The organism is Pseudoalteromonas nigrifaciens, assembly GCF_002221505.1.
Classification (GTDB): Bacteria; Pseudomonadota; Gammaproteobacteria; order Enterobacterales; family Alteromonadaceae; genus Pseudoalteromonas; species Pseudoalteromonas nigrifaciens.
Genome location: NZ_CP011036.1, coordinates 207494 through 232778, shown reverse-complemented (window position 1 = coordinate 232778; position 25285 = coordinate 207494). Strand labels below are relative to the sequence as shown.

22 protein-coding genes and 1 pseudogene are annotated in these 25285 nt (G+C 38.6%); 12 read left to right on the top strand and 11 right to left on the bottom strand.

Annotation, left to right across the window (positions count from 1 at the left end):
• Positions 1-57: 57 nt before the first annotated feature.
• Together PNIG_RS19870 and PNIG_RS01105 are read right to left on the bottom strand one after the other, a co-directional pair.
• Positions 58-228 carry a hypothetical protein gene (locus tag PNIG_RS19870; protein WP_157695999.1) on the bottom strand — a complete coding sequence of 57 codons (171 nt, stop codon included), beginning with the start codon at positions 226-228 and terminating at the stop codon, positions 58-60.
• A gap of 36 nt (positions 229-264) precedes the next feature.
• Positions 265-447, bottom strand: coding sequence for a hypothetical protein (locus PNIG_RS01105; RefSeq protein WP_089367601.1), 183 nt, complete (start codon positions 445-447; stop codon positions 265-267).
• A gap of 223 nt (positions 448-670) precedes the next feature.
• Here PNIG_RS01105 and PNIG_RS20345 point away from each other — a divergent pair, with 223 nt between their 5' ends.
• Both PNIG_RS20345 and PNIG_RS01095 read left to right on the top strand, forming a co-directional pair.
• On the top strand, positions 671-916 hold the full coding sequence (locus PNIG_RS20345; RefSeq protein ID WP_115121812.1) for a thioesterase domain-containing protein: 246 nt from the start codon (positions 671-673) through the stop codon (positions 914-916).
• A gap of 471 nt (positions 917-1387) precedes the next feature.
• Positions 1388-2161, top strand: coding sequence for a 4'-phosphopantetheinyl transferase family protein (locus tag PNIG_RS01095; RefSeq protein WP_089367599.1), 774 nt, complete (start codon positions 1388-1390; stop codon positions 2159-2161).
• Between the two features lie 1082 nt (positions 2162-3243).
• Here PNIG_RS01095 and PNIG_RS20105 read toward each other — a convergent pair.
• From PNIG_RS20105 to PNIG_RS01075, 3 genes and pseudogenes are all read right to left on the bottom strand, one after another.
• Positions 3244-3600, bottom strand: coding sequence for an alpha/beta fold hydrolase (locus tag PNIG_RS20105; protein ID WP_244181050.1), 357 nt, complete (start codon positions 3598-3600; stop codon positions 3244-3246).
• Positions 3597-4064: an alpha/beta fold hydrolase gene (locus tag PNIG_RS20100; RefSeq protein ID WP_244181049.1), complete on the bottom strand. Its 468-nt coding sequence runs from the start codon at positions 4062-4064 to the stop codon at positions 3597-3599. The genes PNIG_RS20105 and PNIG_RS20100 overlap by 4 nt, the downstream gene beginning before the upstream one ends.
• A 170-nt stretch (positions 4065-4234) precedes the next feature.
• Positions 4235-4597 (bottom strand): annotated as a pseudogene (locus PNIG_RS01075) (DUF7674 family protein).
• A gap of 465 nt (positions 4598-5062) precedes the next feature.
• On the opposite strand from PNIG_RS01075, the gene PNIG_RS01070 reads away from it, so the two are divergent.
• From PNIG_RS01070 to PNIG_RS01055, 4 genes are read left to right on the top strand one after another with little or no spacing between them, the layout of a single operon-like run.
• Positions 5063-5740: a phosphoribosylanthranilate isomerase gene (locus PNIG_RS01070; RefSeq protein WP_089367598.1), complete on the top strand. Its 678-nt coding sequence runs from the start codon at positions 5063-5065 to the stop codon at positions 5738-5740.
• Between the two features lie 58 nt (positions 5741-5798).
• On the top strand, positions 5799-6503 hold the full coding sequence (gene upp, locus PNIG_RS01065) for a uracil phosphoribosyltransferase (RefSeq protein ID WP_244181048.1): 705 nt from the start codon (positions 5799-5801) through the stop codon (positions 6501-6503).
• The gene (locus tag PNIG_RS01060; protein ID WP_089367596.1) at positions 6500-7414 is read left to right on the top strand and encodes an EamA family transporter; all 915 of its coding nucleotides are present in this window, start codon (positions 6500-6502) and stop codon (positions 7412-7414) included. Before upp ends, PNIG_RS01060 begins: the two co-directional genes overlap by 4 nt.
• Before the next feature lie 11 nt (positions 7415-7425).
• Positions 7426-8559, top strand: coding sequence for an alkene reductase (locus PNIG_RS01055; protein WP_089367595.1), 1134 nt, complete (start codon positions 7426-7428; stop codon positions 8557-8559).
• A 282-nt stretch (positions 8560-8841) separates the two neighbouring features.
• On the opposite strand, the gene PNIG_RS01045 is transcribed toward PNIG_RS01055, so the two are convergent.
• Entirely contained in the window at positions 8842-9348 is a 507-nt protein-coding gene (locus PNIG_RS01045; RefSeq protein WP_172459219.1) for a MarR family winged helix-turn-helix transcriptional regulator, read from the bottom strand.
• Between the two features lie 227 nt (positions 9349-9575).
• On the opposite strand from PNIG_RS01045, the gene PNIG_RS01040 reads away from it, so the two are divergent.
• The 6 genes from PNIG_RS01040 to PNIG_RS01020 all read left to right on the top strand — a co-directional run bounded on the left by PNIG_RS01040 (position 9576) and on the right by PNIG_RS01020 (position 20679).
• Positions 9576-13454 carry an amino acid adenylation domain-containing protein gene (locus PNIG_RS01040; RefSeq protein ID WP_089367593.1) on the top strand — a complete coding sequence of 1293 codons (3879 nt, stop codon included), beginning with the start codon at positions 9576-9578 and terminating at the stop codon, positions 13452-13454.
• Positions 13455-13526: 72 nt separating this feature from the next.
• Complete coding sequence (locus tag PNIG_RS19865) at positions 13527-13688, top strand: tautomerase family protein (protein ID WP_007376273.1); 162 nt, start codon at positions 13527-13529, stop codon at positions 13686-13688.
• A gap of 12 nt (positions 13689-13700) precedes the next feature.
• Positions 13701-14645, top strand: coding sequence for a pseudouridine-5'-phosphate glycosidase (locus PNIG_RS01035; RefSeq protein ID WP_089367592.1), 945 nt, complete (start codon positions 13701-13703; stop codon positions 14643-14645).
• Positions 14646-14765: 120 nt separating this feature from the next.
• Positions 14766-15881, top strand: a complete 1116-nt coding sequence (locus PNIG_RS01030) for an efflux RND transporter periplasmic adaptor subunit (RefSeq protein WP_089367591.1) — start codon at positions 14766-14768, stop codon at positions 15879-15881.
• Complete coding sequence (locus PNIG_RS01025; RefSeq protein WP_089367590.1) at positions 15878-18970, top strand: efflux RND transporter permease subunit; 3093 nt, start codon at positions 15878-15880, stop codon at positions 18968-18970. The genes PNIG_RS01030 and PNIG_RS01025 overlap by 4 nt, the downstream gene beginning before the upstream one ends.
• Positions 18971-19419: 449 nt before the next feature.
• A complete protein-coding gene (locus PNIG_RS01020) occupies positions 19420-20679 on the top strand; it encodes an aromatic amino acid transport family protein (RefSeq protein WP_089367589.1) in 1260 nt (419 codons plus the stop codon).
• Between the two features lie 83 nt (positions 20680-20762).
• Here PNIG_RS01020 and speD read toward each other — a convergent pair whose 3' ends face one another.
• From speD to astA, 5 genes are all read right to left on the bottom strand, one after another.
• The gene (gene speD / locus PNIG_RS01015) at positions 20763-21575 is read right to left on the bottom strand and encodes an adenosylmethionine decarboxylase (RefSeq protein ID WP_089367588.1); all 813 of its coding nucleotides are present in this window, start codon (positions 21573-21575) and stop codon (positions 20763-20765) included.
• An 87-nt stretch (positions 21576-21662) separates the two neighbouring features.
• On the bottom strand, positions 21663-22076 hold the full coding sequence (locus tag PNIG_RS01010; RefSeq protein ID WP_089367587.1) for an OsmC family protein: 414 nt from the start codon (positions 22074-22076) through the stop codon (positions 21663-21665).
• A 169-nt stretch (positions 22077-22245) separates the two neighbouring features.
• On the bottom strand, positions 22246-22584 hold the full coding sequence (locus tag PNIG_RS01005; protein WP_011326915.1) for a DUF3802 family protein: 339 nt from the start codon (positions 22582-22584) through the stop codon (positions 22246-22248).
• Between the two features lie 128 nt (positions 22585-22712).
• Positions 22713-24182, bottom strand: a complete 1470-nt coding sequence (gene astD / locus PNIG_RS01000; protein WP_011326914.1) for a succinylglutamate-semialdehyde dehydrogenase — start codon at positions 24180-24182, stop codon at positions 22713-22715.
• 16 nt (positions 24183-24198) lie between these two features.
• Positions 24199-25215 (bottom strand): arginine N-succinyltransferase, encoded by a 1017-nt coding sequence (astA, locus tag PNIG_RS00995; RefSeq protein WP_086993843.1) that lies wholly within the window; start codon positions 25213-25215, stop codon positions 24199-24201.
• Between the last annotated feature and the right edge of the window lie 70 nt (positions 25216-25285).

Sequence of the window (25285 nt, the reverse complement as noted above, 5' to 3'; positions counted from 1 at the left end):
TAATAAGTGTTCGGGATCTTCGTCCGAACCTTTAGCTCTCAAAAATTCTTCGACTATTTAATATTGCGAACGTTTTTTCTTTTTATTACCAATAGTTTCCATCGATAAAGTCATATCTAAAAATTTAACGTCTTGCTTTTTTGCTTCTCGTCCAGAAAAATTTCCAATGCCTTTAATTGGTTTCCCACAAAATAATTCTTCAAGATCAGCTTTACCAGCTTGTAACATATACAGCTAATAAACCTCTGATATTTACAGTTGTAATTAAGGTGCTGGGTAAATCCCAAATTCCATAAAATATGTAAGTTTCCCAAGTGGGTTTTCTGACTCTATAGAACGATTATTTTCTAAATTTAACTCACTATAAAAATGTTTATTAAGATACCCCCAAGCCCCCTCTAATTCATTGATGGTTTGCTCATTAATATCTAGGTATTTTCTCTTCATAGCTAACCTTCAAGATATTACTGTAAATGAATGCAGTAATTATGCTGTTAATATTTTCAAAAACAGGGTCATGAGGGTTTAGTTGTCTTTCTCTTAACTACCTGTAGTATCATTATTAGCCACATTCCAAGAAATCGTTCTGATCGGACAGTAAATTTAAAGTTTAGAAGCAAGATTTCAAATGAAGTTTAGTAACATGGTGCAGGGATGGTATTAAAGGAAAATGTCAATGGAAAGTAGTAATTGGTTTATATTCCCACAGCTCCGCTTCAATCTTAAATTACGTCTGTTCTGTTTGCATTTTGTAGAAGGAGACACTTCCATATATACTAATTGGCGGGAGCACTTTCCCGAGTGTGAGAAAATCATAGGTGTACAATCATCTGGTAGAGCAACGCGTATAGCTGAAATGCACTATTTGGCAGATGCACTTTTACCAGACATTATCCAAATACTGGATTGCCCCTAGTATTTTTTGACTATAACCATGGGTGCCGCGTAAGTTATGAGCTGATATCACGAATTCAACAACTAAACGTCAGGCAGACCGGTTACTTTTTAGCATCAGGCTATCGAGATCCGTACACTGTAGCCGAACGCGAATCTATATACTATTTACCCAAAAGCTACGAGAGCTCAATCGTGTGCCAGAGGAAGTCCTGAATAACAATGAACTCATGCAGCTGGTAGTGCATATACTTCGAGCAGACTTAAGGATTGCCGACACCTATAAAGCAGATGAAAAGTCTGTAAACTGTACAGTTTTGGTGTTTCGCGGTCTACAGAATCCTTATGCATCAGAATCAGCTATCACTGGCTGGCGACGACTTTCTCTGCATACTACCGATAAATATCATTTTTTCTTGTAATCACTTTTTCATAGAACAAGATGGAGAATAAGTATTGAAATGCATAACCGCTATTGCTAAGGAGCTTCTTGATGAAATCATCTATCTCTAAGCCAACTTTGTTTTTGCCTAAGGATGGTGAAATGCCATTAGGAAGACTTCCCTCATCCTCTTTTATTAGAGAGTCGGGTATGATCTCCCTTAACAGGTGGCAAAACTTAGCTATCAGTTACTGCGAATTCGACCAAGCACAGTTCAGTCAGAGCTTATTTTCTGAACTGCATATCAAATTCCCAGAGAAACTGAACCAGTCAGTCACAAAACGAAAGGCTGAGTATTTAGCTGGCCGCTGTTCAGTTCAACAGGCTTTCCAAGCTGCGGGCTTAGCCTGGGAGCCACCGGGTATCGGAAGACATGGTGAACCCTGCTGGCCGGCGGGAATCAACGGTTCAATTTCTCACAGCAAGGCTCTCGCCGTAGCAGTAGTCAGCAAAAGAGAAGACTACCCTTTTCTTGGCATTGATGTCGAAGAACTTATAAGCCAGAATGTCGCTAAGCAGATCCAATCAGAAGTGTTGTTACCTGATGAGCTGCACTTGAGCAAATCAATCAAGCTAGATGAAACTGAATTTCTAACCTGGGTATTCTCAGCCAAAGAAACCTTATTCAAAGCTATCCACAAATACGTTGGAAAATACTTTGGCTATGAATGCGCCCAAGTGATTGATTTTAAACTTGAATCTGGAAAAATACTACTAGAATTGACTGTCAATCTCGCCCCAGGACTTCACAAAGGTCGCCGCTTTACCTGCATCACAAGTAAACTTAGCGACCATTTTTTAACCTTGATAGCCAGTTCTGGTTAAAAAAATTCGAGAACAATATGTTCTCAGGCATCTCAAGCCGAATTAATTACACAGCCATAGCTATCTGAGTACATTAAAATTTCACTCCACCAATAGCTAGGACATCCTAACCAGCTATTGCTGCCATCATTCTTTCAATCAGACAGGTAAAGCCCCTGTAACGACAGACCCTATCAGGCTTACTCATTTAATCGAGAGCTGAGCATGAACTCTTGGAATATTAATTACGTGTTATCACATCGCCAGCCTGAATATTTTCGTAAGTCTATCAATAGTCTCGCAGCAATTATTGAGCAAAATATCTGTATCAGCCATGAGTGGTAAGATGTTGCGTTCGGATAAAACTGGCTTCGCCTCATGGTATAAATGCCTCGAAAAGACAAGTTTAAGTGATCCAAAAAAACAGATGACGTCGTTAGACTGACTGCTAAGCAGTGGCAATAGCTATTATCTGGATTATCGATGATTACCTATGAGCAGCTCAATTATGGTTATAGGATAGATCATAACAGTGATTTTTAGATCACAAAAGTAAGCATCTAACAAAGTGCTTCTACTAATAATTCGTCAAAACTATTAAGCTATCTCTGAATTACAATCAATGAAGTAACGATGAGAAAAACACGTAGCCTTGAGCCTTGGCGTAATATTATAGAGGAGCAACAATGAGTGATTTAACTATAACTGAGTATTGTCAGCAAAATACTTTATCAAAAACAACTTTTTATACCGCGAAAAACTAACTAAAGGCATTACCTGGGAATTTTGTTCGCGTCAGAATGGCCTTGTAATGCACGACTACATTGATACTTACAGCAACTAACTGAGCTTGCCCAATAACCTAGATCCGCTTCTGCAATAAAATATTAAGCAAGGCTAGATGCCGTTAGCTAAACGCTTACCTTATATCCAAACTGACGCATATAACATCTTTGCTAGTGGACTGTTGAATAATGTCCATTCGTTTACGCATTAAGTCACGAACAGCTCTGAATTCTCGAAGATGAATATAGCTCTAAGGTACAATGTTTAGATGCAACATTTCAGCTAGCCAGCATGTATCAAAATAGTCATCAGCATCTTTAAATCTGAATATTGTTGAACTCCAGCGGGGTATGCTGGGCGATAAAAGCAAGCGAGTGCTGATTAAATAAGTCAGGGCGTTCCACATTACAAACATGGCCGCAATGGTGAATAGTTTGCAGTACGCTGTTTTTATGGCGCTTCACCATTTTTTTAACAGGGCCAAGGAACATATGATCCTCTTTACCCATTATGTAAAGAATGGGAATATCGATGTCTTTTTCTTTGAAATATTGCATTAAATGGTTTACGTCCATGGCTAATTTAAACCATTTTATAAACTCTTTTTGGCACAAGCGTTTTGCTTCACGAACAAACAAAAGTCGGGACTCTTTATGGCGCTTTTTTGGCATCATAATAAAAGCAAATAAGCGATACAGCACATATAAGGCAAGAAGTGTTTAAAAGTATTACCTAAATAAACCAATGTATTACTGCGAGTATTAAAACGAGTCACTGCACCGCCTAGCACCATGCTAGAAACATATTGCGGCGCAATTTCAGCAATATTGCGAATCAGAATAGTACCCAATGAAATGCCAACAAAGTGTGCGCTGGGGATATTGTTATGATCTAACATATCGATAATGTCTTTAGAGACTTTATTAAACGAATAATTATTATCCACAAAGTTTTGCACTAAGTTATTCGATTTACCGTGACCACGAAGATCAAGCAACAACACATTATATTCTTTTTTATAGGCTTTAAGCTGACGAAACCAGATTGCCGAACTACCACCGGCTCCATGGATAAATACAACCCATGTTTTACTGGTTCCGTGTGCAAAAGTAGTATGGAAAAGAATTTCTGTGCTCATTGCAGTTAGCGCCTATTTACTTCGTTTGGCATATTCAATCGCAAGAAGTATAACGGAGTTTAATAAAAACCTCTCATGAAGTTCAGGACAATAGCTCCTACTTAACAACTTTTCGGAACAGATTTTGATTTTTTAAATAGAAAATAAATAAGAACGACTTGCTTCTATTCTCAACGTATTTTAGGCGCTTGCCCGTGAAAATCTAAATACAGTTTTTTAAGTTTGCCTGGAACGAGTGGTCAACCTATTTCAACTCCTATGGGAGTGGCCTTGCAAAATAAGTGCTCAACGTAATAAGTGTCTATGTACTCAAGTTCAGCAGGACTTGCAGAGTCTAATTTTAGACTCATATATGACAAGTGCTTTAGAGCGTTGGTGACCTTATTTTCGTTGAATGCAAAAGTTGTTAAGTTTGCAAACTCTTCCATGCGAAAAGCAAGCGCCCAACTTTCATGTTTATCCATTAGGGGGATCACATCTGGAAACTTATATTGTATATCCTTAATGAATCTTATTATTTCTTGCTTTTCCATATACTCCCTTGCTGCACATAGTTATACAAATGCCATTGTACCAGCTAAAAATAGTTGACTAAAATTTTGTGGGGCACGGAAAAAACCAACTGTTCTTGTCCGTGTTTACGATCTCGTTAACTTAACGTTTTGATAACCATACTCACGCCATATAATTTTTTAAATGCCTAAATATTGTTTTTATTTAAGACTTACGCTCAATACGTTAAGTTTTTAAGGCCGAAAACTATTTTTTAGTAAGCTTCCAATCGCCCTGCACCACTTCCAAAACTTCCCTAAAGCTTTGCTTATGTTAGCTTTTTAAATAATAACGATATAAAAAATCAGTCTTCAACAACTCTATGAAACAGTTAAACGTATATTAATTAAATATCTTTACATGAAGATACTTGACACAAAGTTAATTCTTACATATCTTTACGTCGAGATTCTTTACAACCCTTTAACTTTAAATTGGAGAACATTATGAAAAACATTATTCAAGTAGCTGGCATTATCGACCGAGAAGAAGCAAATCTAATGCTGGAGTCTGGCATTAAGTGGCTTGGCTTTCCTTTGCGCTTACCTTCTGGAAAAGATGATATTTCTGAAACAGATGCAATGAGCATTATTAAAGGCTTAAGTGAGCCTCAAGCCGGTGTGTTGATTAGCTATATGGTAGATGCTGAAGAAGTGAGCGGTTATTGCAGTGAACTAGGTGTAAAAGCAGTTCAACTACACGGTGATATTAGTGTGGCAGAAATGAAAAAGCTTAGAGAGCTGCGCCCTGATCTTTTCTTATTAAAAAGCCTTGTTGTGAAAGAAGACAATGCTGAAGAGCTGTTAGAAATTGTTGATACCATGGCTGACTTTGTTGACATGTTTATCACTGATACGTTTAACCCCAAAACGGGTGCTAAAGGCGCTACTGGTTTAACGCATAACTGGGACGTAAGCGCTGAACTTGTTAGACGTTCTCCAAAACCTCTAATGATGGCTGGCGGTTTAACGCCTGAAAATGTAGCTGATGCAATCTATAAGGTTAAACCAGCCGCAGTTGATTCACATACGGGATTAGAAGGTAGCGACGGCAGAAAAGATGCCGCTAAAGTGAAGAAATTCATTCGCGAAGCTGAAAAAGCATTTTCGGAGATCAATGCTTAATATAATTCACTGCCAGATTAACACCCCTAATCTGGCAGACTCAAATAGGGAGAGCGTTATGAATGCAAATCAAGTTATTCAAATATATAAAAAAGACTCACAAATACTCTCAAGTAGTGTGATCGAGTTACCGCAAACAAATAGACTAAAATACCTGCATGCAAAAATGCGTGACAAGGTAGCTAGTAAAAGCCAATTCATTTTTTATGCTGATCAAGTGTTTCGTCTGCTGATTGAAAAAAGCTTAGAATTAGTACCATTTAAAGATCTCGATGTAACTACTCCCGTAGGAGAAACATACAAAGGCAAGCAGTTTGCAGATCCAATATGTGCCGTTTCTGTGGTTCGTGCTGGTGAAAGTATGGAAAATGAGCTGCGTCATATTGACTTAAAAATCCCCATCGGAAAAATTTTAATACAACGCGATGTCGTCACAAAATTGCCAACTCTTTATTATTCAAAACTTCCGGATCATATCGCTAAATGCCGCGTGCTGATATTCGAACCTATGTTGGCGACAGGCGGCTCTGCAATTTGTGCTATTCAGATACTTATAGATGCTGGTGTTTTAGAAGAAAATATCATTTTTGTTAACCTTTTGTGCTCCCCTGAGGGGATTCAAAAAGTTACTCAGCAATTTAAGAAAATTCAAATAGTCACGTCTTCAATTGAAGAGTATCTAAATGCAAACGCATTTATGATACCTGGAATTGGCGACTTCGGAGATCGCTACTTCGGTACGACCGATGTGGGGGCCGTATGACAAATAAACAACTAATACTTTGGATGTTAGTTGCTATGATTGCCCCAACAATTTGGGGCAGTACATACATAGTAACGACCGAGCTGTTACCGCCAGATATGCCTTTAATGGCGTCAACACTTCGTGCTTTACCTGCTGGTATTTTATTAGTACTGATTGGTCGAAAGCTACCTAAAGGCATCTGGTGGGTGCGTTCTATCGTACTTGGCATACTTAATATTGGTGGCTTTTTTTACTGTTTATTTGTAGCAGCCTATCTATTACCCGGTGGTGTAGCTGCACTTGTTATGTCGTGCCAGCCTATCATAGTCATGATACTTGGTGCGCTACTCTTTAAAGATACCCTTAATTTAAGGCAATTTATTGCTTGTGCAATTGCAGCTGTTGGAGTTGCGATGTTGGTATTAGAACCAAATATGAATTTACCTGTTCAAGGTGTTATTGCAGGTTTAATTGGTGCCGCTTCAATGGCCACGGGAATAGTATTAACAAAAAAATGGGGCAAGCCTGCTGACGTTAATTTATATACTTTTACAGGCTGGCAACTCGTTGTAGGTGGATTATTTTTACTCCCGATTGGATTAGTACAAGAAGGCTTACCTAGTAACCTAACAGTGGACAATATAATTGGTTATTCCTACTTAAGTATCATTGGCGCTTTGTTCGCTTATATAGTTTGGTTTAAAGCTATTGAAAAACTGCCTGTTGTTACGGTGTCTTTTATATCGTTTGCAAGCCCAATCTCAGCAACATTATTGGGTTATTTTATTCTTTCGCAAAGGCTAACGATGAGTCAAACATTAGGCGCTGTCATTATTGTATTAGCCATTGTTATATCTCAAGTACAGCTGTTTAAAAAATCAAGTTCCAATTTTAATCTGGAACCATCATTAGACAAAAAAAATAGTTAAAGGAAGTAAACATGGACAACTTATTTACAGAAGCTCGTTTTGGGAAAATCAACGCAAGTAATCGCTTTGTAATGGCACCAATGAGTAGAAACAGGGCAACAGCTGAAGGATTAGCAACGCCTCTTATGGCAACCTATTATGCTCAAAGAGCAACAGCTGGGTTAATTATTTCTGAAGGTATTCAACCTAACCAAGTTGGTCAAGGTTTTATGAATTCTCCAGGACTACATAATTTACAACATGTGAAAAGCTGGCAGCCCATTACTGAAGCAGTACATAAAAGGGGAGGCAAAATTGTAGCTCAATTGATGCATTCTGGTCGTATTGGGCATCCTGAATTATACCCCAGTGCTCATCAATCAATAGCGCCTTCAGCAATTAAAGCTACCGGAGACGCTTTTACACCAACAGGGCCAAAGAGCTACCCTACACCAAAAGAAATGACGTTAGATGAAATTACAGCAACCATTGAAGACTTCGCAAAATCAGCTGAATTAGCGATTCAGGCAGGTTTTGATGGGGTAGAAATACACGCGGGAAATGGTTTTTTACTTCACCAATTTATGGCAAGCAATACAAATAATAGAGCCGACCTATTTGGTGGTAGCGTCAAAAACCGTTTAAGATTTACGCTAAAAGTAGTGGCGGCTGTTACACAAGCTATTGGTGCTAAAAGAGTCGGTATTCGTATTTCTCCCGACAATACTTACAATGACATTATTGAACAAGACAGTGAAGTACTCTACCAAACTCTTATTAGTCAGTTGCCAACTGATCTGGCGTATTTGCATATTATGGAAGCGGCTAACCGTGAGCACACTCAGCAGATCCGTAACCAATGGTTAGGTAAGCTTATATTGAACCCTCACAAATCTTGGCAGGATGGCCCTGTAACCCCTGCTATTGCATCAGATGTGTTAAATGAAAATCTATGCGATGGTGTGGCATTAGGGGCACTCTTTTTAGCAAACCCTGATTTGGTAGAACGTACTAAGTTAAATGCTTCTTTTAATAATGTAGATCCCGATTCGTTTTATGGTGGCGACGAAACCGGTTATACCGATTATCCTACAATGGTAGATAAAAGTGCATCGCTATCTGAGAAACAAAGTGAATCTATATTAGAGCGTGTTGAGCTTTCGTGATTAATTTTGCAGCTGTATGTTTGGTAGTTAGGCAAGGCAGAGCCTATGTAGTGTGGTTGTTCCCCATAAATAGGCTATAACACAGTGTAAATGCCAAACATGCGCAGCCCTTAGCGCTCTTCCTAGGGGCGATTGACTCTATGTTGCTCGATTTTTACTTAGCCCACTAGGTTACAAATCTCGCGCCACGATTAAATCGCCCTTAGATAGAACAAATTTCAATCCACAAAGATCAACACGCCCTAGATAGAACAAATTGTGCTGCTGAAAGGCCAGCAGGCCTTATTTATAAGTAGAGCTAGAAAGGCCTAAAAGTAATTTTTTAAGTAATACTGCGAGTTGCTGCTGCTCCGACTTATCTAAAGGTGACAATAAAGACTGCCCTTTTGCAATATGCTCCTCAACAACCTGATCAATCAATTGAAAACCTTTCTCTGTTAAAGACACCATAACGCCTCGACGGTCGTTAGGATCGAAGCTGCGTGCAACCAAGTCTTTAGCTTCTAGTTTATCGATACGGTTTGTCATTGAGCCTGAGGTTAGCATTAATGTCTGCAATAGTTGACTTGGACTTAATGTAAACGGTTTTCCTGAACGCCTAATTGTCGCTAATACATCAAATTCGCCACCATTGAGGCCAAAACGGCCAAATACAGTTTGTAATTCTTTGCTAAACATTACATCGGTACGAACGAGTCGGCCCATAACTCCCATAGGTGAAGGGTCTAAATCAGGTCTTTCTTTATTCCACTGGGCTATAACGACGTCAACAAAATCATTTTTCATCATATCTACTACTCTAATTTAAATTGATAAACCAATATAACTCACAACAACCTCTACAGCAAGACTCATCACAACAAGTATCTTTACGTAAAGATGCTTGACATTGAGATTGTATGCATTATCTTTTACCTAACTTTGTTACATGAGAGTTATGTGTAGTACTCATTTTTAACAAGACAATTCAAAAATTAGTCATCTATAAAATTTTAAATAAAGGAATAGGCATAGAAATGAAACTACATAATCAACTAAATCGAACCGAAAATCTTGAACAAGATCAGATATCTTTTTTGGGAGAAAGTGATACTCGAACATTGTTTGATTTAATTCAAAAGCAAATTATTGAAACACCTGATGAAACTGCAGTAATTAGTAACCAAGGAGATTGGAGCTATAAAATGCTGGATAAAAAATCAGCTAACATTGCCTCTTTACTCCATCAGCATGGTGCTAAGCAAGGTGAATATGTTGGTTTGTTTGTCGATCCATCGCCTGACTTAATTTTTGGTGTGTGGGGAGCTATTTATGCAGGATGCGGATACCTTCCACTGTCTCCTGAATACCCTGAAAAACGTATTAGTTATATGCTAAAAGACTCTAAAGCGCGTTTAGTTTTAACTCAAGCACATTTAAAAGAGCAAATTACTGCATTGGTTAGCAGCGACATTACTGTGATTTCGATAGATGATGTTGATGATAATACGTCATATTATGCGCCACTATCACAAGATAGCCTTGCTTATATGATTTACACCTCTGGAAGCACAGGTGATCCAAAAGGCGTCATCATTGAGCATAGCAGTATTGTTAATCAGCTTCTGTGGTTAAAAGAAGAGCATAGCTTTAGCCAATCAACTCGTATTGTACAAAAAACGCCTTTTAGCTTTGATGCAGCCCAATGGGAGATTTTAGCTAATGCAATCGGTATTTGTGTTGTTACGAGTGAAGCTGGAATGTATCGCGATCCGCTTGCACTTATTGATTTAATCATTGAAAAACAAGTGACCGTTTTGCAATGTGTTCCTACCCTTTTACAAGCTTTGCTTGATTCGCCTTGTATTCAATTGTGCAACTCATTGTCTCACGTGTTCAGTGGGGGTGAAACGCTTACTAAGCAGCTCGCCTTACAATTTTTTGAAACACTGCCTGAAAAAGATCTAATCAATTTATATGGGCCAACAGAATGCACAATAAATTCATCCAGCCATAAAGTAACGCCTCATACTTTAGAGCAAGCGTTTGATGCAATTACCATTGGTAAGCCTGTAGCCAATACTCACTACTATATACTTGATGAACAGTTAAACTTAGTTGATGAGGGTGAATCTGGTGAGCTTTATATTAGTGGTGTGCAGGTTGCTAGAGGTTATTTAAACCGTAACGATACAACGCTCGAAAGATTTATATCTAATCCTCACAATAGCGAGCCTATGCATAATACGCTCTATCGCAGTGGTGATATTGTAAAACGTGATAAAGAAGGTAACACACACTTTTTAGGTCGCGCCGATAATCAAATTAAATTACGTGGTTACCGTGTAGAGCTTGATGAAATTAGACTTGCCATTGAAAAGCATGATTGGATAAAAAATGCCGCAATGATTGTAAAAAATGACCAGCGTACCGGTTTTCAAAATCTTATTGCATGCATTGAATTAAATCATCGTGAAGCCGCTTTAATGGATCAAGGCAAGCAGAGTGAACACCATCAATCTAAAAAAAGTAAATTACAAGTTAAAGCACAACTCTCTAATGCTGGATTTAGACAACCACAAGCGCTGTTAAACTTACCCGTATTTAATTTACCAAATAAAAACGCATCAAAAGAGCAAACTGAAACTGTTTTTGCTCGTAAAACTTATCGTTACTTTGATGGTGGAAATGTGTGTGAGCAAGAAATACTTAACTTACTCAAAAAACAAAAATCAGAGATCCCTACACGCCCTGTCAGCGCATTAGAATATGATGAATTTGGTCAAATCATGAGATATTTTGGCCAGTTTAAAAGCAAGCAACGCTTACTGCCCAAGTATGGCTATGCATCTCCAGGCGCCCTGTATGCTACGCAGTTATTTTTAGAAATACATAATTTATTTAATTTAAAATCGGGTATTTATTATTATCACCCTGAACTACATACCCTGCATCTTGTACGCTCATTAGCGCCTGCAAGCACGGTTAAATTAACTTGCCATTTTTTAGGTAAACAATCAGCTATAGAACCTGTATATCAAAATAATATATTAGAAGTTTTAGAAATGGAAACAGGCCATATGCTTGGCTTATTTGATCATATTTTACCTCAGTTTGGCCTTTCAATTGGCGCTGCTAGTTTTGACAATGAATACCAAGATTACTTAGCTGTTCACGAAGATGACGCCTACTTAGGGAGTTTTGATATTAGCCAACATAGCGAAACTGACCCGCTTTCAAATGTTGAGACCTTAGTGCAAATTCAAAATGTAGATGGTTTAAATTCAGGACAATACACAGTTCAAGATAATCAGCTGACACCCCTTTCTGATCAGCTAATTGAAAAGAAAAAAGTGATTGCCATTAATCAGCAAGTCTATGATAGAGCTTCTTTTGGTATTTCTTTACTTAATCATTCTACAACGGCTTGGCGACACTATATTGATTTAGGTCGTAAGTTACAGCAGTTACAAATGAACGACTTAAACATAGGTTTAATGTCTTCTGGTTATAGCTCAAAATCTGGTAATAATTTACCTTCAGCCAATCGTATTGAAGAAATTTTATCTGATGCGAACTGTACAATGAAACCATTTTATTTTTGTATTAGTGGAAAAATTTCAGATGAGCAAAAACGCAGTGAAGGTATGAAAGAAGACGCTATACATATGCGTGGACCCCTTGAAATGTTGAATCATGATTTACAAAATTCGCTACCTAGTTACATGGTACCTAATAAAATTATAACTTTTGCTGAGTTTCCACAAACGGCAAATGGGAAAGTCGATTATCTAGCTCTAAAAAATTCAGAGAAACTTAATAATATTGAAAATAAGGCAGCCTACATTGAGCCTCGAAATAAATTAGAAGAGAAAATAGCTGATATTTGGCTTCATGTTATGAAATGGGACAAAGTATCAGTCCAAGATAATTTTTTTGAAAGTGGTGGAAACTCTTTAACAGCCGTTACATTTATGAATACTTTAAATAAAGAGTTGAGCATTAGTATCCCAATGCAAGCTATCTTTCAAGCCCCCACTATTGAAGCACTTGCTCTTTATATTAAGCAAAACGATAACAGCTCACATAGTCGGCTGATTAATTTAAATAACTCTACACAAAAATCGCGAATTTTCTGCTGGCCTGGTTTAGGTGGCTATCCAATGAGCTTAAAACCTTTAGCTGAAAAAGTGGCCGATGAAGCGACGTTTATTGCGGTGCAAGCGCATGGCCTTAATTCTGATGAAATTCCTTACGATACAATACAAGAAATGGCAGAAGCTGATATCAAGCTAATCAAAAATGAGCAATCGACGGGTCCTTATACGTTATGGGGATACTCTTTTGGGGCTCGTGTTGCATTTGAAGTGGCGCATCAACTTGAAGCCAGCGGCGAGGCCGTGGAAGCACTTTATCTCATTGCACCTGGCTCACCTAATCTACCTCAGTATTCACAAAAAGAGCAGACACCTTGTTTTACTTCTCCTGCATTTGTCACCATTTTATTTTCAGTGTTCTTTCAAAAAATACAAGGCCCGGTATTAGAACAATGTTTATCGGCAGTGACTAATAAACAACAGTTTATTGACTTTGTATGTATGAATCATCGCACTTTGAATCGAGATGTTGTCAGTAAAATCATAGAAGTAGTCATGCGCACTTATGAGTTTAAATATACATTCACAGAGTTGCTTGAACGCCAAGTAAAAGCACCAAAAGTGATATTTAAAGCACAAGGAGATGATTATTCATTTATTGAAAACATTCCTGAGTACAACGAAAAAGAAGCGATAACACAACACTTACAAGCAGATCATTACGCATTATTAAAACATCAAGGTGTTGATGAGCTGTTTAATTGCATTGTGCAATCTCAAGGTTCTTACGAGAGCCATCGTTCATTATTAATAGCGTAAGGACGCAACATGCCGCATATCAACATACATTATTTTGATTCTCACGTATCCAGTTCTACCAAGAATAGGCTCGTGAAAAAAATTTCGGCACTGATAAGTAAAGAGTTTAAATGCAATAACGACTTTATTTCAATCGCACTGCATGCAGAGCAACCGAAAAATTGGCGACAACGTGTTTATAACAAACATATTATTCAGCAAAAATATAAATTAATTAAAAAACCAAGTTATTAGAGGAAAAATAAAATGAACAATACAAAGATAAATCTTGTTATTAAGCCTGAAATTAAACGGGCTCTTGAGTTAGGGCTTGCGGTCGTGGCGCTTGAGTCTAATGTTATAACGCATGGCTTAGATTACCCTGAAAATAAACACACCGCGTTACAAGTAGAAGCAGCAGTTCGTGAATCGGGTGCAATCCCTGCAACCATTGGAGTCGCTAATGGTAAATTACTAATTGGCATGGATGAAAGTGAGATTGAGTTATTTGCAACAACCGCAAATATACCTAAAGTCAGCACGCGTGACTTACCCGTTGTATTAGCGACTAAGCAATTGGGTGCAACCACCGTTGCTTCATCTATTATTGCAGCTGATTTAGCAGGAATATGCTTTTTTGCATCTGCCGGCATTGGTGGCGTTCATAGAGGAGCAAACAATACGATGGATATTTCTTCAGATCTTATGCAATTTACACGTTCACGGGTTGCCGTTGTATGTGCTGGTGCAAAAAACATACTCGATCTAGGTTTAACACTTGAATACTTAGAGACCCACAATGTCCCTATTATATCTTATCAATTTGATGATTTCCCTGCATTTTACTGTCGCTCAAGTGGCTATAAAGCACCACAACGGATAGATGATGCATCTATTTTAGCCGACATAATTGAAACCCAATGGCTGCTTGATAATAAGCGCAGTGTATTAATTACAACACCCACTAAGCTCGAAGATGCCATTGATAGTGATGATGTTAATGATGCTATCAACGCGGCAATTAGCTCGGCTCAAGCGCAAGGGATCAGTGGAAATAAAGTCACTAAGTACATTATGAAAGCAATTGATGAAGTAACTAAAGGGCGTTCAGCTAAAGCTAACAGTGCCGTTTTGATCAATACAGCGCGTGTTGCAGGGCATTTAGCTGTTGCCCATGCAAAGCAATCTAGTAATAAAAGAGAAGTAGCGTAAAAATAATGGGTGAAGTTTATTGACAAATTTTTTTAATTATATATCTTCATATAAAGATACTTTACATAAACAAACTTCACCCAAGCATATTACCTACTAGATGCGCACAAGGAGCTAATTATGAATTTCATTCCATGGATTACAACGACAGGCATACTAGCAATTTTAATAGCGGGCAGCTTTGCAGTTAAAAGTAACATCATTGATGCGCGCAGCAATATAGGCAATGAACAATCGGCTAATGTCGAAGCTATGTATGTAGAAAAAGTTGCTCATCAGTCACATATAGATATTAGCGGTATCGTAAAAGCCCCTAAAACATTATCGTTAATTAATGAATCAGCAGGTAAAGTTACAAAACTCTATTTGCAATCTGGCGGTATTACTTATGCAGGTGATACGTTAATCGAAATAGAACACGAGGAGGAAAAAGCACAACTGCAAATAGCTAAATCACGCTTTGAACTACAAAACACAACCGTAAAGAGATATAAAAGCCTTTATAATTCAAATAAATTGAGCGCTCAGCAATTAGATGAATCAACGGCTTTACTTGCTCAATACCAAGCAGAAATAAACCTACTCTCAGCTAAAATTGCTAAAAAAGTGATTACAGCACCATTTACAGCCCGCGTTGGTATACATGACTTGCAAGTCGGTCAGTTTTTACCTGCTAATACAAATCTAACTCAGCTCATTGGTATTGAAAAATATATGTGGGTCGATTTTTCACTCCCGCAAACCTATACAGAGCTAGCAATTAATACCCCGGTAGTATTAACGCTACTTGATGACACACAGACAGAAATAATTGCACAAGTTGCCTCTGTTGCACCAGAAATGTCAAAACACTCAAGACAGCTGAAATACCGTGCAAAAATTACATTAGGAAATACTAAACTAAATTCAAATCAACTCGTTAAAATTAAGGTACCTATTGGCAACAAAAAAGAGGTTGTTGCGATCCCATATTTAGCAGTTATTAAAGGCAAATTAGGGAACTATGTATATTTATTAAATAAAGACGAGGAAGGAAAAACATACGCTAAGCGTACACAAGTTGAATTAGGCGAACGTATTGGGGATCTCGTTATGATCACCAATGGCTTAACCTCAGGCGCATTAATCGCAAGTCATGGAGCATTTAAATTGCGTGACGGTTTAAGAGCGTACTTGCTTAATTCAGAGCGTACTGTAGCTATGGAAGATACGTTATCTCCTAAGGTATCATTATGAAAAACAATCATTTTATGGATCGATTCATAACACAACCAACACTTGCAATCGTTTTATCCGCCATTATTTGTATTGCTGGGATTTGGTCAGTGCTTAAGGTGACTGTGCTACAGTTTCCAAAAATTGAAAGTTCATCTTTAGTTATTTCAACTAACTACGTAGGCGCATCAGCTGAAACAGTTAAAGGTTTTATTACAGAACCAATTGAACGTATTTCCGCTACGGTTCCAGGTGTTGATTATGTTGAGTCAGTCACAATTGCAGGGAATAGCACTGTAACAGCTTACTTAAATTTAAACGAAGATAGTACTCGGGCTTTATCACAGCTTACTGCTCGTCTTAGCCAAGTTAAATATATGCTCCCTAATGATACTGAGGATCCCATTGTTAGCGTTAAGCGCACCGATCGACCTCATGCGCTATTTTATTTAAATATAGAGCATGAGGGCGAATCACTTACACAACTAACCGACTTTTTATCAAGGCAAGTGACTCCTATAATTACAGATATTGAGGGTATTCAAAGAGTCGCAATTGAAGGCAGTAGAACGCCTGCGATGCGCGTGCATTTAAATTCTGCAAAGTTAGAAGCATTTGATCTTAGCGCTGACGATATTTACTCCGCGTTGGCCGCAAATAATACAATAGCTACGCTAGGTTATATAGAAACTAATAAACAAAAAATTGATCTGGTCGCTAATACACAATTGAAAAGTATCGATGAATTTAAGCAGTTAATTGTAAAACGTATAGATAATGATGTTATATATCTGAGAGATGTAGCCGATATTGAACTTGGCTCTGAGCAGCCAACGGTAAGTGCTCGCTTAAATCAGCATGATACTGTTTATATTTCAGTTTGGCCGCAACCAGGTGCAAATGAAATTGAAGTTGGTGATGCACTTTACGCATTAACCGATAAAATTAATAAGACTTTACCGGATGGTATCAGCATTGGTTATGCCTATGATGGTACTTTATATATGCGCGATGCATTAAATGAGATTTTTAAAACACTTATTGAAACGGTTATTCTAGTAGGCGTTGTTGTTCTTTTTATGATGGGATCATTTAGAAGCTCAGCGGTACCTTTAGTGACTATTCCTATTTCAATATTAGGTGCTATTGCCGCAATGTATGTCGTCGGTTTTTCGTTAAACTTACTAACCGTGCTCGCTATTGTTCTCTCTGTTGGCTTGGTGGTTGATGATGCGATTGTTGTTGTAGAAAATGTTTCACGTCATATTCGTGCAGGAAAATCTAAAATTGACGCTGCGCTCACAAGCTCCAAAGAGCTGTTTGTACCAATTGTATCAATGACTCTCACACTAACAATGGTGTATTTACCGATTGGCTTTCTGTCTGGACTTACCGGCGTATTATTTAAAGAATTTGCTTTTACCTTAGCAATATCAGTGCTTATATCAGGCATTGTTGCCCTCACACTTTCACCAATAATGAGCGCGTATGTTATCCCTGCTGAAGGGCAAGAAACTAAATTAACAAAAAAAGTAAGCTGGGTATTTGATCAGCTAAGAAATAAATATGCGTTGTTACTTACTCTTTTATTGTCGTGGCGAAATCAAGTGATTGTCGCTGCAATTGCGTTAAGCCTTATGATAATACCATTTTACCAAGGTGCACAAAAAGAGCTTGCGCCAGTTGAGGATCAAAGCAGCATATTTGTACTTGTACAATCCCCCCCTGAGTCATCGCTAACTTATAATGAAGATAACATTCGTGGCATGGTTGATAGCTTATTAGAAATACCCGGCACAACTCAAATGTGGCAGAACATTTTTACCAATAGTGCTTTTGGCGGTATTGAATTTATAAGTGCTAGCGAACGAGATTACACAACTAAATCAATTCTTCCTGAGGTTTATGGACGCTTGGCTAAAACCCCTGGAGTCAACCCGTTGCCTATTCTTCCAGCGCCACTTCCTACTGCGGGCCAATTCGATGTAGAAATGGTCGTTAAGTCCAGCGATAGTTTTGAAATAATGCAAAGCTATACGGGGCAACTTATAGGTAAAGCATTTGCTAGTGGGCACTTTTTATACGCAGACACTGATTTAAAAATCGATTTACCCCAAATACAATTACAATTAAAGCGCGATAAAATTGCCGATTTAGGAATGGATCTCGCTTATGTCAATCAGCAACTGAGTGTTCTTTTATCAAATAACTACGTTAATCGATTTGATGCTCAAGGAAAAGCTTATCAGGTAATCCCTGTTATTGACCGAAATGTAAAGTCAGATCCAGGAAAACTACTAAGCTTAAACATTAAATCAATTAATGGAACCAGCGTGCCATTATCTGCAATAGCTGAAGTTAAATGGGCAACAGTTCCTAGACAATTAAATAGCTTTGGACAGCAAAATGCCTTTCGCATATTTGGAGCCGTATTACCTAATTCCACAAAAGAAGAGGCACTTTCAGCATTAGAAAATGCCGCAAAAGAATTACTCCCCCCTTCATACACTGTTGATTATGCCGGAGAGTCTAGACAAATAAGACAACAAGGTAATAGTTTATTAGGCGTTATGCTAATTTCACTGGTCATTGTTTACTTACTGCTTAGTATCCAATTTAATAGCTTTCGAGACCCTCTAGTTGTGTTAATTGGGAGTGTACCTTTGGCAATGGCTGGCGCGTTGATGCTATCGTATTTTGAATTAACGACTATCAATATTTATTCTCAAATCGGTTTAATCACACTCATTGGTCTGATTGCAAAAAACGGTATCTTAATTGTCGAATTTGCAAATCACCTACAAGAGCAAGGTAAAAGCCGCATAGAAGCCGTAATTGAATCTGCATCAACCAGATTAAGGCCTATTTTAATGACCACTGCTGCCACTGTTCTTGGGCACTTCCCATTATTAATGGTATCTGGAGCTGGGGCTGAAGCCCGAAATAGTATTGGCATTATATTAGTAGCAGGAATGCTTATAGGAACCCTTTTTACTCTTTTTGTATTGCCCGCTTTTTACGTAAAACTGGCTTCAAAACGAGTGCCTAAAGAAGTAAATAAAAGTAACCTTTGCAGTTCAAATGAAAAATCATCTTTTTCTATTAGTTGAGGTTTGTTGACCTCTCAGGATTAAAGTTTGTTCTATCTAAGGGAAATTTAATCCCGTCGCGAGATTTATAACATAGCCGGCTCGGTAACAGCTCCTGCGTTACCCTGCTGGCTTACATGCAAACATGCTGCTGCAAATTCAACGACCAAAGATCAACACGCTCTAATAAGCTATAGCTCTTATCGCGATAAATTATGTAATATCTGCAGCGTATAAAGGACTTTGTTTCATACAAAAAACCTGACAGTAGTTACTTCGTTCAAATAAACAACACATTGTATAATTATTACTTTATACATTGCTCACTTTTAAATCACTGTTTCAGATTAATTACACGAGTAATTAATCTGCTACAAAAAGCTGCTCGCTAAAATGTTTTATCACATGAAAAATAACTTCAAAAACTATATGCTTTGCCGCAATTATTGTTCTAATAACTGGATTAACTTATGCCACCATCTCAAGATGCAATGCTTTCAAATGCATCTACAGCAAGACAGTCTTCTTGGACTTTACACGACACACAGTGGACGTTAAGCCTATTTGGTACCGCCGTTGGCGCGGGTATTTTATTTTTACCTATTAATATTGGTATTGGTGGTTTTTGGCCGTTAATTATTATGGCCTGCTTAGCCTTTCCAATGACTTTTTTAGCGCACCGCGGTTTAGCGCGCTTTGTACTGTCGTCAAAAAATAAAGACGCCGACTTTACCGATGTGGTTGAAGAGCATTTTGGCGTTACTGCTGGTCGGTTAATCTCTTTGCTGTACTTTTTATCTATTTTTCCGATTTTACTTATTTATGGTGTCGGTTTAACCAATACCGTAGACAGCTTTATGGTGAACCAGCTTGGCATGGAGCCGCCTTCGCGAGTGTTGCTTTCTGGTGTATTGGTTGCCGGTATGATTAGCTTAATGATGGGCGGCGAAAAGCTGATGCTTCGTGCTTTTACTATTTTAGTTTACCCGCTTGTGGGCATATTGTTTTTTTTATCCTTGTATTTAATCCCTAGTTGGCAAATGCCGAATATGGCGCTGCCAGAAGTGGGCAGCTTTGGTAAAACACTGTGGTTGTCGATTCCTATTATTGTATTTTCGTTTAGCCACGCAGCGGCTATTTCGAGCTTTGTAAACGTACAACGCGGTCATTATGGTAATAAAGCGGTTGCTAAGTCTGAGGCGATATTAAAGCGCACCAGTTTACTGTTAATTACCTTTGTATTGCTGTTTGTGTTTTCGTGTGTGTTGTCCTTAACTGGCGAGCAAATGGCGGCGGCGAAAGCGGCAAATGTGTCGGTTTTATCGTACCTTGCCAATATTACTGACAATTCGTTTATTGCTACGCTTGGCCCATTGGTGGCGTTTATTGCGATTATGTCGTCATTTTTAGGGCACTTTTTGGGTGCACGTGAAAGCTTTACTGGCTTAGTAACTAAGCAGTCGAACATAAGCGCTAAAGTTGCCGATAAGGTAGGTGCTGTACTAATGTTTTTTGCTATTTGGTTTTGCGCGGTTAAAAACCCGAGCATACTCGATATGATGGATCAGTTATCTGGCCCTATTATTGCGATGATTTTATTTATTATGCCCATGATTGCTGTTTATAAAGTACCGGCATTACACAAGCATCGTAATCGTTTAAGCACCTTATTTATATTAGCGGTTGGCTCAATGGCGGTAATGGCTTTGCTTTACAGCATGCTTAAATAATACTAAATATACTGGCTATAAGCTTTTTAACACAAAAAAATGGCGCTCATTGAGCGCCATTTTTATTGACTATATTTTGCTATTTAATCTAGCTCTGGCAAGTTACGGCCATAGAATATTTCTTGCATTTCACGGGTCAGTTTAGAGCGAATTTCTTCCTCTTCTTCATCTGACAAATCATCCGTAGAAAGGCCGAATAAATAGGTATTTAAATCAGTCTCTTTTAACATCATTTTAGTGTGAAACAGGTTTTCTTGATACACGTTTACGTCCATCATTTGGTACGCTTCTTTGGTATCTTCTGTCATGAAGTTTTGAATTGAGCTAATTGCATGATCGATGTAGTGCTTAACGCCGTTTATGTCGCGGGTAAAACCACGTACGCGGTAGTCAATTGTTACTACGTCTGACTCTAGACTATGAATAAGGAAGTTTAACGCTTTAAGTGGCGATATTATGCCACACGTTGACACTTCAATATCGGCGCGAAAAGTACAAATACCGTCATCAGGGTGAGCTTCTGGGTACGTGTGCACACAAATATGGCTTTTATCTAAATGGGCAACCACTGAATCTGGTAATGGGCCTGGAGCTTCGTCAGCATCGTAATTTTGCTGCTCTTCTACCGGCTCTTCTGAAACCAAAATAGTTACGCTTGCACCTTGCGGTTCGTAGTCTTGGCGCGCTACATTTAAAATGTTAGCACCTATAATATCAACAACTTCACCTAAAATGTCGGTTAGTCTATCTGCACTGTACTGCTCATCGATATATTCAATATATTCTTTACGTTGTTGCTCGGTCTTTGCATAGCAAATGTCGTAAATACTAAAGCTTAAACTTTTAGTTAAATTATTAAAACCATGAAGTTTAAGTTTATCGAAGGGTTTGTTCATAATAAACCAACCTATAAATTAGTGAAATCTGCTCTAGCAGAATAAAAGTTCGCGGATTTTATACGAATTTTACTCATGGAAAAAGCGTTATTTTACTTGATCTTGCATAACTTCGTGGCTATGCGTAATTTTTACTGTTTTATCAAGCATTAATGCGACCGAGCAATACTTTTCAGCAGAGAGTGAAACAGCGCGTGCAAGGTGCTTTTCAGACACATTATTGCCCGTTGCTACAAAGTGTAAATTAACTTTGGTAAATACTCGTGGGGCAGTTTCGGCGCGCTCTGCCGTTAACTGTACTTCTACGTTGCTAAAATCTTGTTTGGCTTTTTTTAAAATGCTCACTACATCAACCGATGAACAACAACCGATTGACATTAATACCATTTCCATAGGGCTTGGTGCAGCACTGTCGCTACCACCGTCAAATACAACATTATGATTTGAATTAGAGCGACCAATAAAGGTATTACCTTCAACCCATTTTACATTTGCTTGCATTGTTATACCTCAAAAATTATTTTCTTGATTGTATACCAATCAGCTTTAATAAGTGAGCGCCCAGCAATAATATAAATTAGCTTGATCAAGGCACTTAAATTTATGCAAGGGTGGTAAAACCGTCAGCGCATTTAAAGCGTGCTACCGGAAAATATAGAAGGGTTGCGGGCTAAGAAACGGCGTTATCAAATAGGTTTTTAACCAAACCACCAAACTCATCAATAAACATGTGTTGCTCTACCGTAACAGGCCGCGAGGTGATGCTACTGAGGACTTCTTGTAAATCGTAAACTATGCCATCAACTTCACGCACAATTTGGCTACGCTGCTCTGTAGTGAGCTCTGTGTGCTGCTGACATATGAGCATTACGTTTTGTGCAATCACGTCTTCGATTAATTCCATAACCGTAGGTGCACCTGGTTTTATTTCACCCGGCTTTTCAAATAAAGCTAAGTTTTGAGTTAGGTACATAATTAAGTCGTCGTACCCTTGCCTATTTAAAACCATTACACGTATACCTTAAAAATAATTAATTCAGTAATTTAAGCAGAAAGCACTAATAATTACTAGCTTAGCGACATAGCTAATACAAAAAAAGCAGCCGAAGCTGCTTTTATAATTATTTAGTAGTAATTTTAGTCTATTTTTAAGCCTGGGCTTAATGTAGCTGGCATAGCAACTTTTTCAAGCTCTACTGATGCTACTGGGTATGCACAGTAATCGGCAGCGTAATACGCGCTGGCTCTGTGATTACCCGATGCGCCAATACCACCAAACGGTGCAGCACTTGATGCGCCAGTAATTGGGCGGTTCCAGTTAACAATACCAGCGCGAATACGGCGTAAAAAGTGCTCGTAGTCGGCTGCACTGTCGCTAAGTAAACCTGCTGATAAACCAAAGCTTGTGTCGTTGGCTTTATCAATTGCTTGGTCAAAGTCGTCAAAGCGGAATACTTTTAGAAGTGGTCCAAAATGCTCTTCATCTGGGAAGTCGCTAATATTTGTACACTCAATAATACCTGGTGTTACAAAGCCAGTATTAACTGTATGCTCAAGCTCTACCAATACTTGAGCACCAAGCTCAACAAGTTCGTTTTGCGCTTTAACCATACCGGCAGCGGCGGCTGATGAGATCATTGAGCCCATAAATGGCTGATCTGCATCGTCATAATTACCTACTTTAATCGCTTTAGTTGCGGTAATTAAACGCTCCAGGATTACATCACCTTTGCTACCCGTTGGTAAAAATAGTTTACGTGCACAGGTACAACGCTGGCCACTTGAAATAAACGCAGATTGAATAATATCGTGAACAACCGCTTTAGTATCTTCAACGTCAGTAATAATAAGTGGGTTATTACCGCCCATTTCTAGCGCTAAAATTTTACCAGGTTGACCCGCAAACTGTTCATGTAAAATATGACCTGTGCGCGAAGAACCCGTAAAGAACAAGCCATCAATACCTTTGTGAGCAGCAAGGGCTTTACCCGTTGCTACTTCACCTTGTACAAGGTTAATTACACCCGCTGGTAAACCTGCTTTTTCCCACAGCTTAAGCGTAAGCTCGGCCACTTTAGGCGTAAGTTCTGACGGTTTAAATATAACCGTGTTACCCGCTAAAAGCGCTGGCACTATGTGGCCATTAGGTAAATGCCCCGGAAAGTTATACGGACCAAATACAGCTACAACACCGTGTGGCTTGTGGCGGATCATTGCGCGCCCTAGTGGCATTGCATTTTCTACGTCGCCAGTGCGCTCTAAAAACGCTTTTTCAGAAATGGCAATTTTACCAACCATAGCACCCGCTTCTGTGCGAGTTTCCCACAGTGGCTTACCTGTTTCTTGTGCAATAGTAATGGCAAGCTCTTCGCTGTTTTCTTTTAATTGCGCTGCGAATGCTTTAACTATTTCTAAACGTTCAGCAAATGTTTTATCAGCCCAAGCATAAAACGCTTCGCGCGCTGCGCTAACTGCAGCGTCTACTTGCTCTGCAGTTGCTGAGTTTGCTTGGAAAATAACATTGTTATTGGCTGGGTTTACTGAACTAAATTCGGTTCCTTGGCCTTGTGACCATTGACCATTAATAAATTGTGCAGGATGAGTCATTATACTTTCTCCTAAATTAAATCGTGGTTGCGCTTACGCTATCGCCCGCTTGTAAATACAGTGCATCGGCTACTTGTTGCGTTATTACTATGCTGCTCATGCGCTCATCGAACGTCATAGGCACTACAGTTGCTCTAAAATCTGTAAGCTTTTCGTTGGCTAATAACACCATGGTGTCGCCACTTGGTTCACCTATTTCAACTTTAAAGTGTTTAGCATTGCGAATGGTGGCAATGTTATCTACTTTTGCTTCAACTGTGGGGCCGGCATCAAAAATATCAACATACCCATTAAAGGTAAAACCTTCACTTTTTAATAGCTCAATTGCTGGGCGTGTGTTGTCGTGTACTTTACCAATAACAGCTTGCGCATTTTTGCTGAGCAAATTAACGTAAATTGGGTACTTAGGCATTAATTCAGCAATAAATACTTTTTGGCCTATGCCTGTTAAATAGTCGGCAGTTGGAAAGTCCATTGAAAAAAAGTGCTCTTCTAGCCATTGCCAAAATGGGCTGCTGCCATTGTCGTCAGACACACCACGCATTTCTGCAATGACGGTTTGTGCAAAACGCTGCTGATGCTGCTTAATAAACATAAAACGCGATTTTGAAAGTAATTTACCGTTACTGTTTTTGCGGTATGCGTCTTTCAAAAATAATGTACATAGCTCTGTAGCGCCGGTGTAATCGTTACAAAGCGTTAAAATATCAACTGCTTTATATACGTTTAGAGTGCGTGAAGAATGAATCACTTTACTTAAATGATAGTGATAAAATGCATCATCTAAGCCAACAGCGGCTTCTATACCTGAGGTGCCAACTACTTCACCTGTTTCGGTGTCCTCTAGTACAAATAAATAACCTTCGTCGCCCGGCTCGGTAGCAGCTTTTGCAAATGAGCTAACCGAATGATCTATTTTCTTTTGCAATAACTTTTCATTATTAGGTAAAGAAGTAAAGCCATGACCCGATTCGTGGGCTATTTTCACTAATGCAGGGTAGTCACTTTGTTGGATTGGGCGAAGGATCATCATAAACCCGCTTACTCCCTTATATTATAACGGTAAATTAAAATTAGAGGGCAAACTAGGTCTGCCCTTAATA

What these genes read in the sequence shown, in the direction of transcription:
- PNIG_RS01005 (WP_011326915.1), bottom strand. Translation starts at nt 22,584, where the DNA reads ATGGTTTTAAATAGGCAAGGGTACGACGACTTAATTATGTACCTAACT.
- astA (WP_086993843.1), bottom strand. Translation starts at nt 25,215, where the DNA reads ATGATGATCCTTCGCCCAATCCAACAAAGTGACTACCCTGCATTAGTG.
- PNIG_RS01055 (WP_089367595.1), top strand. Translation starts at nt 7,426, where the DNA reads ATGGACAACTTATTTACAGAAGCTCGTTTTGGGAAAATCAACGCAAGT.
- PNIG_RS01060 (WP_089367596.1), top strand. Translation starts at nt 6,500, where the DNA reads ATGACAAATAAACAACTAATACTTTGGATGTTAGTTGCTATGATTGCC.
- PNIG_RS01020 (WP_089367589.1), top strand. Translation starts at nt 19,420, where the DNA reads ATGCCACCATCTCAAGATGCAATGCTTTCAAATGCATCTACAGCAAGA.
- PNIG_RS20100 (WP_244181049.1), bottom strand. Translation starts at nt 4,064, where the DNA reads ATGAGCACAGAAATTCTTTTCCATACTACTTTTGCACACGGAACCAGT.
- PNIG_RS01030 (WP_089367591.1), top strand. Translation starts at nt 14,766, where the DNA reads ATGAATTTCATTCCATGGATTACAACGACAGGCATACTAGCAATTTTA.
- upp (WP_244181048.1), top strand. Translation starts at nt 5,799, where the DNA reads ATGAATGCAAATCAAGTTATTCAAATATATAAAAAAGACTCACAAATA.
- PNIG_RS20345 (WP_115121812.1), top strand. Translation starts at nt 671, where the DNA reads ATGTCAATGGAAAGTAGTAATTGGTTTATATTCCCACAGCTCCGCTTC.
- PNIG_RS01105 (WP_089367601.1), bottom strand. Translation starts at nt 447, where the DNA reads ATGAAGAGAAAATACCTAGATATTAATGAGCAAACCATCAATGAATTA.
- PNIG_RS01045 (WP_172459219.1), bottom strand. Translation starts at nt 9,348, where the DNA reads ATGATGAAAAATGATTTTGTTGACGTCGTTATAGCCCAGTGGAATAAA.
- PNIG_RS01010 (WP_089367587.1), bottom strand. Translation starts at nt 22,076, where the DNA reads ATGCAAGCAAATGTAAAATGGGTTGAAGGTAATACCTTTATTGGTCGC.
- PNIG_RS01070 (WP_089367598.1), top strand. Translation starts at nt 5,063, where the DNA reads ATGAAAAACATTATTCAAGTAGCTGGCATTATCGACCGAGAAGAAGCA.
- PNIG_RS01025 (WP_089367590.1), top strand. Translation starts at nt 15,878, where the DNA reads ATGAAAAACAATCATTTTATGGATCGATTCATAACACAACCAACACTT.
- PNIG_RS01040 (WP_089367593.1), top strand. Translation starts at nt 9,576, where the DNA reads ATGAAACTACATAATCAACTAAATCGAACCGAAAATCTTGAACAAGAT.
- PNIG_RS20105 (WP_244181050.1), bottom strand. Translation starts at nt 3,600, where the DNA reads ATGATGCCAAAAAAGCGCCATAAAGAGTCCCGACTTTTGTTTGTTCGT.
- astD (WP_011326914.1), bottom strand. Translation starts at nt 24,182, where the DNA reads ATGACTCATCCTGCACAATTTATTAATGGTCAATGGTCACAAGGCCAA.
- speD (WP_089367588.1), bottom strand. Translation starts at nt 21,575, where the DNA reads ATGAACAAACCCTTCGATAAACTTAAACTTCATGGTTTTAATAATTTA.
- PNIG_RS01095 (WP_089367599.1), top strand. Translation starts at nt 1,388, where the DNA reads ATGAAATCATCTATCTCTAAGCCAACTTTGTTTTTGCCTAAGGATGGT.
- PNIG_RS01035 (WP_089367592.1), top strand. Translation starts at nt 13,701, where the DNA reads ATGAACAATACAAAGATAAATCTTGTTATTAAGCCTGAAATTAAACGG.
- PNIG_RS19870 (WP_157695999.1), bottom strand. Translation starts at nt 228, where the DNA reads ATGTTACAAGCTGGTAAAGCTGATCTTGAAGAATTATTTTGTGGGAAA.